The 12,711-nt window shown below is 63.9% G+C and carries 11 protein-coding genes and 1 pseudogene; 5 read left to right on the forward strand and 7 right to left on the reverse strand.

Annotated elements, in window-relative coordinates; translation table 11 throughout:
• Positions 1–39 precede the first annotated feature (39 nt).
• Together V8Z78_RS07430 and V8Z78_RS07435 are read left to right on the forward strand one after the other, a co-directional pair.
• Positions 40–2,703 carry a hybrid sensor histidine kinase/response regulator gene (locus V8Z78_RS07430; RefSeq protein WP_003068288.1) on the forward strand — a complete coding sequence of 888 codons (2,664 nt, stop codon included), beginning with the start codon at positions 40–42 and terminating at the stop codon, positions 2,701–2,703.
• Positions 2,704–2,881: 178 nt separating this feature from the next.
• Entirely contained in the window at positions 2,882–3,418 is a 537-nt protein-coding gene (locus tag V8Z78_RS07435) for a DUF2867 domain-containing protein (protein WP_003068286.1), read from the forward strand.
• A gap of 115 nt (positions 3,419–3,533) precedes the next feature.
• On the opposite strand, the gene V8Z78_RS07440 is transcribed toward V8Z78_RS07435, so the two are convergent.
• The gene (locus V8Z78_RS07440; RefSeq protein ID WP_192810460.1) at positions 3,534–3,842 is read right to left on the reverse strand and encodes a hypothetical protein; all 309 of its coding nucleotides are present in this window, start codon (positions 3,840–3,842) and stop codon (positions 3,534–3,536) included.
• Positions 3,843–3,951: 109 nt separating this feature from the next.
• Here V8Z78_RS07440 and V8Z78_RS07445 point away from each other — a divergent pair, with 109 nt between their 5' ends.
• On the forward strand, positions 3,952–4,386 hold the full coding sequence (locus tag V8Z78_RS07445; RefSeq protein WP_237704499.1) for a GFA family protein: 435 nt from the start codon (positions 3,952–3,954) through the stop codon (positions 4,384–4,386).
• 126 nt (positions 4,387–4,512) lie between these two features.
• On the opposite strand, the gene V8Z78_RS07450 is transcribed toward V8Z78_RS07445, so the two are convergent.
• From V8Z78_RS07450 to V8Z78_RS07470, 5 genes are all read right to left on the reverse strand, one after another.
• Positions 4,513–5,151: a response regulator gene (locus tag V8Z78_RS07450; RefSeq protein ID WP_003068280.1), complete on the reverse strand. Its 639-nt coding sequence runs from the start codon at positions 5,149–5,151 to the stop codon at positions 4,513–4,515.
• Between the two features lie 107 nt (positions 5,152–5,258).
• Complete coding sequence (locus V8Z78_RS07455) at positions 5,259–6,233, reverse strand: Bug family tripartite tricarboxylate transporter substrate binding protein (RefSeq protein ID WP_280040472.1); 975 nt, start codon at positions 6,231–6,233, stop codon at positions 5,259–5,261.
• Between the two features lie 96 nt (positions 6,234–6,329).
• Positions 6,330–6,596 carry a DUF2783 domain-containing protein gene (locus tag V8Z78_RS07460; protein ID WP_003068276.1) on the reverse strand — a complete coding sequence of 89 codons (267 nt, stop codon included), beginning with the start codon at positions 6,594–6,596 and terminating at the stop codon, positions 6,330–6,332.
• A gap of 167 nt (positions 6,597–6,763) precedes the next feature.
• Complete coding sequence (locus tag V8Z78_RS07465) at positions 6,764–8,434, reverse strand: FAD-dependent oxidoreductase (RefSeq protein ID WP_349731179.1); 1,671 nt, start codon at positions 8,432–8,434, stop codon at positions 6,764–6,766.
• Between the two features lie 254 nt (positions 8,435–8,688).
• Entirely contained in the window at positions 8,689–9,645 is a 957-nt protein-coding gene (locus V8Z78_RS07470; protein ID WP_003068272.1) for an MBL fold metallo-hydrolase, read from the reverse strand.
• Between the two features lie 147 nt (positions 9,646–9,792).
• Between V8Z78_RS07470 and V8Z78_RS07475 the strand changes: the two genes are divergently transcribed.
• Entirely contained in the window at positions 9,793–10,620 is an 828-nt protein-coding gene (locus V8Z78_RS07475) for an IclR family transcriptional regulator (RefSeq protein WP_280008653.1), read from the forward strand.
• 8 nt (positions 10,621–10,628) lie between these two features.
• On the opposite strand, the gene V8Z78_RS07480 is transcribed toward V8Z78_RS07475, so the two are convergent.
• Positions 10,629–11,471, reverse strand: a complete 843-nt coding sequence (locus V8Z78_RS07480; protein ID WP_349731180.1) for an IclR family transcriptional regulator — start codon at positions 11,469–11,471, stop codon at positions 10,629–10,631.
• Positions 11,472–11,701: 230 nt separating this feature from the next.
• Between V8Z78_RS07480 and V8Z78_RS07485 the strand changes: the two are divergent.
• Positions 11,702–12,686 (forward strand): annotated as a pseudogene (locus tag V8Z78_RS07485) (Bug family tripartite tricarboxylate transporter substrate binding protein).
• Positions 12,687–12,711 lie beyond the last annotated feature (25 nt).

Raw genomic sequence — 12,711 nt, forward strand, 5'->3', positions numbered from 1 at the left:
CCAGAGCCACACTGGGCACCTTGATCACCCGCCCTCGTCATGCGTCTTGCGCGAAACCTTGCCCGAAACCGACTGTTTCTGACCCTTGTCATCGTCCTCAGCGGCATGCTGCTGAGCATGTGGGCCGCCAGTCGCGTCGCGCTGCAGACCTCTTTGCACGATGAAAGCGAAAGCGTGCAGCGTCAGCTCACGCTCTATGCCCAGGCCATGGTGCAGCGCGTGGACCGCTACCGCACCCTGCCCGAGGTGCTGGCGCTCGATGCCGAACTCAAGAGCGCGCTCAGCCACCCGCTCAGCGCCACCGAGGTGGACAGGCTCAACCACAAGCTGGAGCAGGCCAACGGCGCCAGCCGAGCTTCCACGCTGACCCTCATCGACAAAAGCGGCAAGGCCCTGGCCGCCAGCAACTGGCGCGACTCGCACAGCAATGTGGGCGAGGACTACAGCTTTCGCCCCTATGTGACTCAGGCGCTGAGCCAGGGCAGCGGCCGCTTCTACGGCATCGGCATGACCACGGGACTGCCCGGCTACTTTCTCTCCCAGGCCATTCATGATGATGACGGCTCGGTGCTGGGACTCATCGCCATCAAGATCCTGTTTCAGGAGCTCGAAGGCGAGTGGAGCCAGTCGCCCGACATCGTCTTCGCCTCGGACGAGCATGGCGTGGTCTTTCTCTCCAACCGCGACGAATGGCGCTACCGCCTGCTGGAGCCGCTGTCCAGCAACGACCAGCAGGAGGTGCGGGACACCCATCAATACGCGGGCCAGGCTCTGATTCCGCTCGGCTACCGCACCAGCCGGCAGCCTGCGGGCATCGGCATGCTGGCCCATTTCAGCCAGCCTCCGCTGGTCGACCCCATGCTCTGGCTGCGCATGGAACTCCCCGAAAGCCAATGGCAGTTGCACCTGCTGCACGACATCGTCCACAGCCAGACGGCCAGTCACTGGGCGGCAGTGGCCGCCGGCGGCCTATGGCTGGCCGCCTCGCTGCTGGTGCTCTATATCCGCCAGCGCCAGCGCCTGGCGGCCCTGCGCCAGCGCAGTCGCAAGGAGCTGGAGACCGTGCTGCACCAGCATGCGCAGGAGCTGCGCACGGCCCAGGACGGCATTGTCCAGGCCGCCAAGCAGGCCGACACCGGACTCTCGCGCAGTCTGCAGCATCTGCCGCAAGGCGTGGTGGTGGTGGACCCGCAGCTGCGGCTGGTGGCCTGGAACTCGCGCTATGTGGAGCTGTTCCGCTACCCGCCCGAGCTCATGCATGTGGGCCAGCCCATCGAGGCCCTGATACGCCACAACGCCAGGCGCGGCCTGCTGGGCAAGGGCGATGTGGAGCCTGCGATCCAGCGTCGGCTCCAGCATCTGCGCAGCGGCAGCCCCCATCTGCACGAAAGCGCCAAGGGAGACGGCACGGTGCTGGAGATTCGCGGCAACCCCCTGCCCGATGGCGGCTTTGTCACCAGCTATGCCGACATCACCAGCTACAAGAACACGGCGCGCGAGCTGCGCAATCTCGCCGATACGCTGGAAAAGCGCATTGCCGACCGCACCCGGGACCTGGCCCAGGCCAAGCAGGAGGCCGAGCGCGCCAACCGCTACAAGACCCGCTTTGTCGCCTCGGCCGTGCATGACCTGCTGCAGCCGCTGAATGCGGCGCGCATCTTCACCAGCCTGCTGCCCACCTATCTGCACGATGAGGCCGGCCGCCAACTGGCCCAGCGGGTGGACAAGGCACTGGCCTCTCAGGACGCCATCCTCACCAGCCTGCTCGACATCTCGCGCATGGAATCGGGCCAGCTCGAAGTCCGCGTGCGTGACTTCGCGCTCAACTCTTTGCTGGAAGTGGTGCACAACAATTTTGCGCTGCAGGCCGAGAACGAAGGCCTAAGCCTGCACTGCATGCCCAGCCGGCTGATCGTGCGCAGCGACGAAGCCCTGCTGCGTCGCATACTGCAGAACTTTGTCTCCAACGCCATCCGCTATACGCGCAAGGGCCGTATCGTCGTGGGCTGTCGCCGCCAGGGCGACCAGGTGCGCATCGAGGTGCATGACCAGGGTCCTGGCATTCCCCAGAGCCTGCAAAAGGAAATCTTCGAAGAGTTCCGCCGCCTCGACGAAGGCCATGCCGACGACCGCGGCACCGGCCTGGGCCTGGCCATCGTGGAGCGCCTGGGCAGATTGCTGGACCATGAGATCGGCCTGCGCTCCACCCTGGGCAAGGGCAGCGTCTTCTGGGTCAAGGTTCCACTGGGCCAGGCCGCTGCATTGACGCCGGTATCGCAGCAGCCTTCTCCCAGCGCCCGCGTGGACAGTCCACTGCAGGGTGGCACAGTCTGGTATGTGGAGGACGATCCCGCCACCCGCGACGCCACCTGCGCCCTGCTCGAGCGCTGGGGCTGCGATGTGCCGCTGGCCGCCAACGCCCCCGAAGCACTGGCCTATGCAGCGCCCGGCAATGCCCCGCAACTGGTGCTGCTCGATGTGCATCTGGGCCAGCTCTACGGCCCCGATATCTATGCCCAGCTCTGCGAGCGCTGGGGGCAGCAGCCTCCGGTCATCCTGCTGACCGCTGAAGGCGATAGCACCCTGCGCCGCCAGGCTGCTGAACGCGGTTGGGGCTTTCTGGCCAAGCCGGTCAGGCCGCCGGCGCTGCGGGCGCTGATGAGCCAGACCTTTTTGCGCGGACGAGAAGGCGGGAGCGCCTGAAAGCCAAAGTCACTTCCAGCTGCAGTGCCTTCAGTACATTGCGCTACAGCTATGAATTCAGGAGCAAAATCGGTCTGCACGCCATGACTGTACAAGCCGAGTGGCGGATTCTTCGATATGCTGCATCAGCCTCTGCGGCTTTCAGGCACGCGGGCCGCTCAACCCTGACAGAGACAGCATGCACCATCATCCCGTTGAATCCGCCGTTCCGCCCGGCAGCCGCATCGCACAGCGATTGGCCGGGGCCAGCTTTCACGACTCCTGGAGCATCGTCTCGGACGCCACAGGTCTGTCTGCACTGGAGCACTTCATTCTTGCCGCGCGGAAAACGCCGCGCTGGATTGAAATCTGCATGCGTGCGCGCAATCTGGTCGGCGGTCTGGTGGGACTCAAGAACCTGGGCACCTTGTCGGCCCTGAAGCCCGGCAAACCAGCAGCCAGCTACGGCCCCGGCGATAGGGTCGGCATCTTCACGGTGTTCGAAAACACCTTTGATGAAGCCCTTATCGGCGACGACGACAAGCATCTGAAGGTCGTGCTCAGCATTCACCGCAAGAGCGACATCAGCGCCCTGGACACCGTCATCACCGTCACAACCGTCGTGCATGTCAAGAACGCACTGGGGCATCTCTACATGCTGCCCGTCAAACCCATGCACAGGCTGATCGCTCCTGCCGTTCTGTCCTCCCTGGGAGGACGAACCCATGCTGCATGAGGAGACACACCTGTGCATGCCTGCTCTTGCCTAGACGGTTGCCAAAGACATGCGCGACTATGACAGCCTGGCTCATCGACACAGCAGCAAAGACATGTGCGTGGAAAAGCCCATGTCACTCATTGCCAATCTGATCGGCTTTGCGCCTGCAGAGGAAGACTTGCACTATGCGCTGGGCTTTTATGCCGGAGGCAGCGGCATTGACGACCGCCTGGCTGTGCGCTGCCGGATCGATCTCGCTCATTGGCCCGATGTGGTCAGCAGGCTGCGTCTGAAATCCGTGCATGAAGTATCGTGCGACGCCGACTGGCAAGAGGATTTCCTCTGACTGATCGATGCGCAAGATGCCCAAGGCCCGCTCCAAGCCCATTGTCATCGCTTCATCAATGCGGCGAGACAGGTTTTTCAGGACGAGGTCGATCATTGCTGGGAGATCTTTTTCTCCCACGGCAGCGATATCAACGCATGGTGTGCGGTCTGGCGTAGCCAGGAGCATCTGAACTATCTAAGCTTCGATCAAGGCTGACATCTCGATGGCAGCCCGTCTCAACACAAGGGGTCGCCAGATGCTGAAATCCTATCGTGCCAGCTGCCATTGCAGCCGGGTTCAGGTTGAAGTCGGCCTCGATCTGAGCCAGCCCAGCTATCGCTGCAACTGCTCCATCTGCAGGCGCAGCCGGTTCTGGCCCGCCATCGCCAGCCCCGAAAATTTCCGCCTTATTACAGGTGAGAAGGAACTCACCCTCTATGTGTTTGGCTCGCAAAAGAACCAGCATTTCTTCTGCAGGCGCTGCGGCATCCGCGTCTTTGGTGTGGGCCACGACACGCCGATAGGCCAGATGTACGGCATCAATATCGGTTGCCTGGAAGAGCTGTCGGAAGAGGAGCTTTCGCGAATTCCCGTCACGTATGTCGATGGCATGCACGATCGCTGGGATGCAACGCCGGAGTTTTTCGCGCACTTATAGCCATCGAACTGCGACGACAGTTTGCAGCGGCAAGCTGCACAGAAACGAGGTCAGAAAGGCCTCAATCCATGGCCAACAAAGCGCAGCAAGCTATCAAGACAGATGACTCTTGAGGCACCAGGGCAATCAAACCTCGTGATCGTTTTCCAGGCTCTTGACCAGCACTGCCGCCTGGGTGCGTGAATAGCATTCGAGCTTCTTGAGAATCGCCGTCACATGGACCTTGACGGTGTTCTCAGCCAGGCCCAGTTCGTGCGCGATCTGCTTATTGAGCAGCCCGTCGGCAATGCACAGCAGCACGCGAAACTGCTGGGGCGTGAGCTGGGCCAGACGAGCGGCCAGGGCCGCATCGGCCTCCGAGCGCTCGGCCACCATGGAGGGAAAGCTGATATCCCCGCTCAGCACATCGTCAATGGCGGCACTCATATCGTCGGCAGCCGCAGACTTGGAGATAAAGCCTGCCGCCCCGAACTGCTGGGCGCGACGGATGATGCGAGGGTCGTCATTGGACGAGATGATGATCACCGGAACCTGCGCATATTCGCCGCGCAGATGCAGCAGGGACGAGAAGCCGCGCGCGCCGGGCATGGCCAGGTCCAGCAGCACCAGCTCGATTTCAGGATTCTCCTGCATCGCTGCGCCCAAGGTCTGGGCGCTGGCCGCCTCCACAATGCGAAATTGCGGAAAGCGGTCGTGCAGCACCTGGATCAACGCTGCGCGAAACAGCGGGTGATCGTCGGCAACGAGAAGAGTGGGCTCGGACATGGCCCGGAGTCTGCCACGGCTGGCACGGCGCTGCATCTGCAAAAACGCATATCCCGCAGCGCCCGGGCCTGTCCGTTACCCAGGCTGCGGCCCACTGAGTCCGGCTCTCAATCGAGCTTGATGTTGTTGGCCGTGATCACGCGGCCCCATTTGCTGCGTTCGTTGCTGACGAATTTCTCCATCTGCTCGGAGCTGCCGGGCATGGGCTCTACCCCCATGGCCGCCAGACGGGCCTTGGTGCGCGTGTCGGCCAGCGCAAACTGCAGCGACTGGCTGAACTTCCTGACCACCTCGGCCGAGCTGCCCTTGGGCACGACGATGCCCTGCCAGGCATAACCTTCGAAGCCCTTGAGGCCTTGCTCCTGCAAGGTGGCGACCTTGGGCAGCACATCGATGCGGGCCGGGCTGGCCACGCCTATGGCCTTGAGCTTTTTCTCGCCGAGGAAGGGAATAATGGTGGCGCTATCGGCCCACATGGCAGGTATCTGGCCACCGATCACATCCTGCACTGCCGGCGCAGCACCGCGATAAGGAACATGGGTCATATTGCCCAGACCGGCTTCTTCGCGGAACAGCTCGCCAACCAGATGATGAGGGCTGCCCAGGCCGGCCGAGCCCCAGCTCACGCCGGTCTTCTGCTGCTTGGCCCAGGCGACAAACTCGCTCAGATTGCTGACCGGCACATCGTTGTTGACCACCAGCAACATGGGAAAGCGCACCAGCATGCCCACGGGCTTGAAGTCCTTTTCGGCGTTGTAGTTGAGCTTGCGGAACAGAAACGGATTGGCAGCCAGCGTGGCGAAGTCGGCCGTGAACATCAGGTTGCCGTAGTCATGCGAGCGCGCGCTGTACTCGGCCGCGATATTGGTTCCCGCACCGGGCTTGTTGTTGATGACGATGGGGCGCTCCAGATTGCGGCCCATGGTTTCGGCAATCACGCGGGCCACCACGTCGGAGCCCCCGCCTGCGGCGTAGCCTATGACCCATTCCAGGGGCTTTTCCTGCGCCATGGCGGCCGGCCCTGCAGCCCATGCCAGCGTCGAGCAGGCCAGTGCGGCCAGAAACTGTTTACGTTGCATCATCCTTGTCTCCTTGATTCATGGCCCCTTGAATAGATTTTGGTGACGGGGCCTTTAGGGGATGGCGCAGCTGCCGCCAGGCCGGCGGCTTGCTGCATCTCAAGCGGCAGCGTGTACCGGGGCAACCGGTGTCACGGCACCGCGCTCGGCCGGGTCCGCACCGGCAGGAGCGAATCCTGCGCTGGCGCGGGCCAGTTCGAGCGCATGCAGCAAGGTCTCTTGATGGCCGATGTGATTGGCCAGCAGCAGCACCAGGCGGGCATTGAGGGCGTGGCTTTGCGCGGTTTCCAGGCCCTGATGCGTGGCGATCAGGGCTTCATAGAAATCGTCGCAGGCCTGCAGATTCGGGTGAGTGGACAGCAGCATGGCAGTCTCCTAAAAAAGGGGGGAATCCTCAGAGGGTGTTGCACTCCACCAGGGACAGCGAGCAAGGACTTGGGCCGGCCACGCCGCCCCGCAGCGAAGCTGTCGTCGGTTGCCCGCATGCCCCCTCCCGCGTAGCAAGAGAGGACGCCTCAGGGGGAGCCTTCATTTCAACCGCCGGCGCGCTGCAGCGCGGCACGCACGGCAGCCTCGTCGGGACGGCGCCAGCGCGCGCAGACATGCTGATCGGGGCGCAGCAGGTAACTGGTGCCGGGGCGCGCATCCAAGCGCTGCGCGGCCAGACCCTGGGCATCCAGCAGATCGGCTTGCGCGGCCCCGGCATCGCCCTCGGCGGCAATGGAGAGATTGAGCACACCGGTCAGCTCGCGCGCCCAGGCCGGCGTGGGGCCGAAATGCAGCAGCGTGAAGTCCGGGCCCAGGGAGCGCAGCAGCCAGGTGGTCTGGCTGTTGCCGGGACGGCGCATGGGCGCATCGCTGAGCACGGCGCCGGGCAGTTGCGAGCCTGCGAAGACCTCGCTGTCCGGCGTGTTGAGCGAGGAATGATGCAGCGTGGCCGGCACCGACAGACGACCGCTGTTGACGATGCGACGCGCAAACTCATGCTCGCGCGCCAGCTCCAGCGCCGCATCGCGAAACAGGCGGCTGATCTCGCTCTTGGGCGTGATGAAGTCGGTGGCGCGCGTGGAGTTGCGGATGTTCTCGTCGGCCGCGTATTCGCGCTCGGCGCCGTAGCTCGCGATCAGCGCAGAATCGGCCTGACCGCGCAGCACGCGGTCGAGCTTCCAGGCCAGGTTCTCGGCATCCTGCACGCCGCTGTTGGCGCCGCGTGCGCCGAAGGGTGATACGCCATGCGCGCTGTCGCCCGCAAAGACCACGCGGCCGTGGACGAAGCGGTCCATGCGCAGGCAGGCAAAGGTGTAGACGCTGGCCCATTCGAGCTCGAAGTGCGCGTCCTTGCCCAGCAATGCGCGGATGCGCGGCAGGATGTTCTCGGGCTTTTTCTCCTCCTCGGGATCGGCCTCCCAGCCCAGCTGGAAGTCGATGCGCCAGACATCGTCGGGCTGGCGGTGCAGCAGCACGCTCTGGCCCGGATGGAACGGCGGATCGAACCAGAACCAGCGCTCGGTTGGGAAGTCCGCATGCATCTTCACATCGGCAATCAGAAAGCGGTCGCGGAAGATGCGGCCATGGCTTCCCTGGCCCAGCAGGCCGCGCAAGGGCGAGCGCGATCCGTCGCAGGCCAGTACCCACTGGGCATCGATCCGGTAATCGCCCTCGGGCGTTTCCACTGTCAGTTCCGCCCCATCCTCGCGCGGCGCCAGCGCCGTGACCTTGTTGTGCCAGCGCAGATCGATCAGCGGCAGCTGCAGGGCGCGCTCGACCAGATAGGCTTCGGCGTAGTACTGCTGCAGATTGATGAAGGCCGGGCGCTCGTGGCCGGCTTCGGGCAGCAGGTCGAACTGGTAGAGCGACTGATCCCTGGCAAACACCTTGCCCAAATTCCAGGACACGCCCTTGTCCACCATGGGCTGGCCCACACCCAGGCGGTCCCAGATCTCCAGCGTGCGCTTGGAAAAGCAGATGGCGCGCGAGCCCGTGGACAGCTTGCAGTCGTTGTCGAGCACCACCACCGGCTGGCCGCGCTGGGCCAGATCGATGGCCAGCGACAGGCCCACGGGCCCGGCGCCGACCACCACCACGGGGTGGCGAGCCGGCGCATCGGCATCCTGGTCCGCATGACGCCGATAAGGAATCTGGATGGACTGGATGTCGGCGGCGCTGCCGCGCAGGGCGTCAAGAGAAATGGCGGTGGTGGACATGGCGTTCATCGGTGCGCAAACCTTGAAAAGCGTGGATCTGTTTCTTGGGGCAAAAGCCGCCCCTCCGGCTCTTTGCGACCGGATTCAAACTCTGTTTTTTTGATAGCTGCTACCGCTCTCCAGGCATTGAACTCAATGTTTTTTCTATTTGAATTCATTACAAATCAAGCGCAAGCAGCTCCTGTTTTAGATAGCTTCGCCGTAGACCGCCGCGCCTGCGCAAGAGACTGCCAGCCGGGCGGCCCAGGAGGCGATCAGCCTTCCAGCGCCAGCCACATCTCGCGGTCGCGCTCGGCAGTCCAGATGCGCGGGTCGGCGTGGCCCGATGCCTCGTCATAGGCACGTGTCACGTCAAACGGCATGCAGTGGTTGAAGATCACCCAATGGCCGTATTTGGGCTGCAGCTTGGCAAAGGCTGCCTCGTAGACCTTGCGCAAGTCCTGACGCGCATCGGCGCCGGCCTTGACCTCGGCCCACAGGTCGCTGATGAAGTTGCGCGTGCCCGCCAGGCCGGCCTGCACTTCGGCGGCGTTCTGCAGCGCCGCACCGCGGCCGGGCACCAGCTTTTCGGGCTTGAGGGCAGCAATCGCATCCAGCGTCTGCGGCCAGTCTTGGAAATAGGCGTCGCCGGCATAGGGCGTGGCATCGAACTCGACCAGATCGCCGCTGAACAGCACCTTCTCCTGTGGCAGCCAGACCACGGTATCGCCCTTGGTGTGGCCGCGGCCCAGCTGCAGGATCTGCACCTCGAGCTTGCCCAGCCACAGCGTCATCTTGCCGGTGAAGGTCATGGTCGGCCAGGTCATGCCATCGGGCACGCTCTCGACGTTCTGGAACAGGCGCGGAAAGCGGCCGATCTCGCTGGCCTTGTCCTGCTCGCCGCGCTCGACGATGAGGTCGTAGGTGTCCTGGCTGGCAATGATGTGCTCGGCGCCGTAGGCCGAGGCACCCAGCACGCGCACCGCGTGGTAATGCGACAGCGTGACGTATTTGATGGGCTTGTCCGTGACCTCGCGGATGCGGCGGATCACGTCCTCGGCCATGACGGGTGTGGCCTGGGTGTCGATGACCATCACGGCGTCGTCGCCAATGATGATGCCGGTATTGGGGTCGCCCTCGGCCGTGTAGGCATAAGCATGTTCGGAGAGCTTGTCGAAGCTCACCTTCTTGACTTCAAGGTCGGCGGCGGAGGCAAAGGTCTTGGTGCTCATCGTTGCAATCTCTTTGTTTTAAACAAATGCATTCAGCTTTATCGAATTTCTGAATACTAGATATAAATTCAACATTGCACAATCGATTTGTCATAGTGAAAAACCCTTGAGACTTTCCAGCCGCTTTTCCACCGTCACAATGCCGTCATGCCTCATGCCAACTCTTCTCCGACCGACGCCCGTTTGATGCTTGAAACCAGTGACGACGAACCCGCGCGCGCACCGCGCGGCATACAGAGCGTGGAAGTCGGCGGCCAGTTGCTCAAGGTGCTGGCGCGCACGGGCCGGCGCATGGCGCTCAAGGATCTGGCACGCGAGGCGGAAATGACGGCAGCCAAAGCCCACCCCTATCTGGTGAGCTTTTGCAAGCTGGGTCTGATGGAGCAGGATCGCGTCAGCGGCCATTACGGCCTGGGGCCGCTGGCCATTCAGATGGGGCTCATCAGCCTGCAGCAGGCAGATCCCGTGCGCATGGCGATTGCCGAGCTGCCCGCCCTGGCACAAGAGGTGGGCTACACCGTGTCGGTTTCAATGTGGAGCGGCCAGGGGCCGACCATCATCCGCGTCGAGGAAGGCCCGACCCATGTCTATGTGGCCATGCGCCACGGCACGCCGGCCTCCTTGCGCCATACCGCCACGGGCAAGATTTTTGCGGCCTTCGGCGACCCGGCCCGCATCGCACCGCTGCTGCAGGCCGAAGGCCACAGCCTGGACGAGCCGGCGTTTGCGCAGGAGCTGCAAGCCATCCGCCGCAACCACCTCAGCGTGGTCGAGAACCAGTTGCTGTCGGGCGTGAGCGCGCTGGCGGTGCCGGTGTTCGACGGCTTCGGCCAGTTGGTGCTGGCGATTGCCGCCATCGGCCCTTCGGTCACGCTGACGCTGGACCCCGCCGGTCTGCCGGCCCAGAAACTGCAGGCCCAGGCCCGTCAGCTGTCCCAGCGCCTCGGAGCCCCGGCTGTGCTGACTGGGGCCTGATCACAGACTTAGGCTCGGTAGCCCAGCGAAGCGCTGATACTGCGCGCCTCTTCGCACACAGCCTGGGCAATGCGGCCCTGCGGATCGGGGTCGAAGCCGCCGCTGGCCCCGAGCGCGCAGAGCACGGCCACCACATGGCCGTTGTAGTCGAGCAAGGGCGCCGCAACGGCGCTGATGCCAGGCAGATTCAGGTCCCGGATCGCGGCACAGCCGGCTGCGCGAATCTCGCTGCGCAGCTGCTCCAGAGGCTTGCTCGCATGCAGCAGACGGCGATGCTCGGGGCTGGCGGCCTCCAACTCGCGCGCCAGCAGCGCCTCGACCTCGGGCTGCGGCTCCATGAAGGCAAAGAATGCCCGCCCCGTGGCCGACCACAGCATGGACATGACTGAACCCACGCGCACATTGACGGTGATGGGCAGGCTGGGCTCCTCGAAACGCACGATGGTGGGACCCATATTGCCCATGACGGCGACAAAGCTCGTGACCTGCAATGACTCGCGCAGATGCTGCAGGGCCGGCTCGGCCATACGCACGGGATCGTTCTGGCGCATCGCGGCCAGGCCGATATGGATGGCCTCGCGTCCCAGCGCGTACTGGGTGCCGCCACGATCCTGCTCCACCAGACCTTCGGCCATGAGGCTGGCCAGATAGCGATGCACCTTGGCCGGGCTTTCATCAACGGCAGCACCGATGGCCGTGAGACTGGCACGCCCGCCCAGACCTGCCAGCGCCTTGAGCACGGCCAGACAGGTCTCTGCGGCCTGCACACGCTGGCGACGTTGATCCGGCTCTTGACGGACATTCTGCGACGCCACGCTTGCGGCTGGGCTGGCTGCTTGCCGCTTCGCCATCGCCAAAGTCTTCTTCTCGATTTTCATAGCTGGTTGCGCCTGTCTCGTAAGCCGTTGAAGACATTTTCACGCATGTCTCGTACTGGCTCTCGGGTAATCCCTTGAAGCATATTTACGCTATGCGTATAAAAATTACGCAAAACAATTTCCGTATTAGAGCGGAACCGCAGGCGGAGTGAAGCTTGGTTAACCCGCAGGCAAACAACACCACAGCCCAGGAGACACCCTCAATGAAAAAACGCCTCTTCACCGCCTCGGTTCTGGCCACCAGCATGCTCTGGCTGGCCGCAACCCCAGGCACCGCCGCGGCCCAGGACAAGTACCCGAGCAAGAGCGTGCGCTGGATCGTTCCCTATGCCGCAGGCGGCGGCTCGGACTTCCTGGCCCGCACCATAGGCCAGGCCTGGGGCGCCCAGGCCCATCAACCCATCGTCGTGGACAACCGCCGGCGGCAACACAGCCATCGGCGCCTCGGAGACCGCGCGCGCACCGGCTGACGGCTATACCGTGCTGTCGGCCGACAACGGCACGCTGATCTTCAACCCGGTGCTCTACAAGAGCCTGAGCTACAACCCCGGCAAGGATCTGACGCCCGTCACGCTCATGGGCCGCTTTCCCATGATTCTGGTGGCCGGCCCCGCCGAGAAGGCCAAGACCGCCAAGGAGTTCATTGCCGCCGCCAAGGCCAGTGCCGAGGGCGTGAACTACGGCTCCGCCGGTGCGGGCAGCCCCCATCACCTGGCCATGGAACTGCTGAAGTCCGAGGCCGGCCTCAAGCTCGCCCATGCGCCCTATCGCGGTGCGGCTCCGGCGCTGGCAGATGTGGCAGGCGGTCAGATTCCCGTGATGATGGTGGACCTGGCCGCCGGCGCCGGCTTCATCAAGGGTGGCAAGGTGCGTCCGCTGGCCGTGGCCAATGCCACGCGCCTGCCCCAATTGCCCGATGTGCCCACCTTCGGCGAGCTGGGCCTGCCCGGCGTGCAGGCTGCGGCCCTGGTCGGCATGGTGGCCCCGGCCAGGACACCGGCCAATGTCGTCACGGCGCTGAACAAGCAGGTGGTCGCCGCCATCAACGAGCCTGCCGTCAAGCAAAAGCTCATCGACTTTGGCGTGGAGCCCGTGGGCAACACCCCCGAGCAGTTCCAGACACTGATCCACAGCGAAAGCGCACGCTGGCAAAAGCTGATCAAGGATCTGAACATCACGCTGGACTGATTGCCCCGCTGATCCATGCCGTAGA

The organism is Comamonas sp. wu1-DMT (assembly GCF_040187805.1).
Taxonomy (GTDB): Bacteria; Pseudomonadota; Gammaproteobacteria; order Burkholderiales; family Burkholderiaceae_C; genus Comamonas; species Comamonas thiooxydans.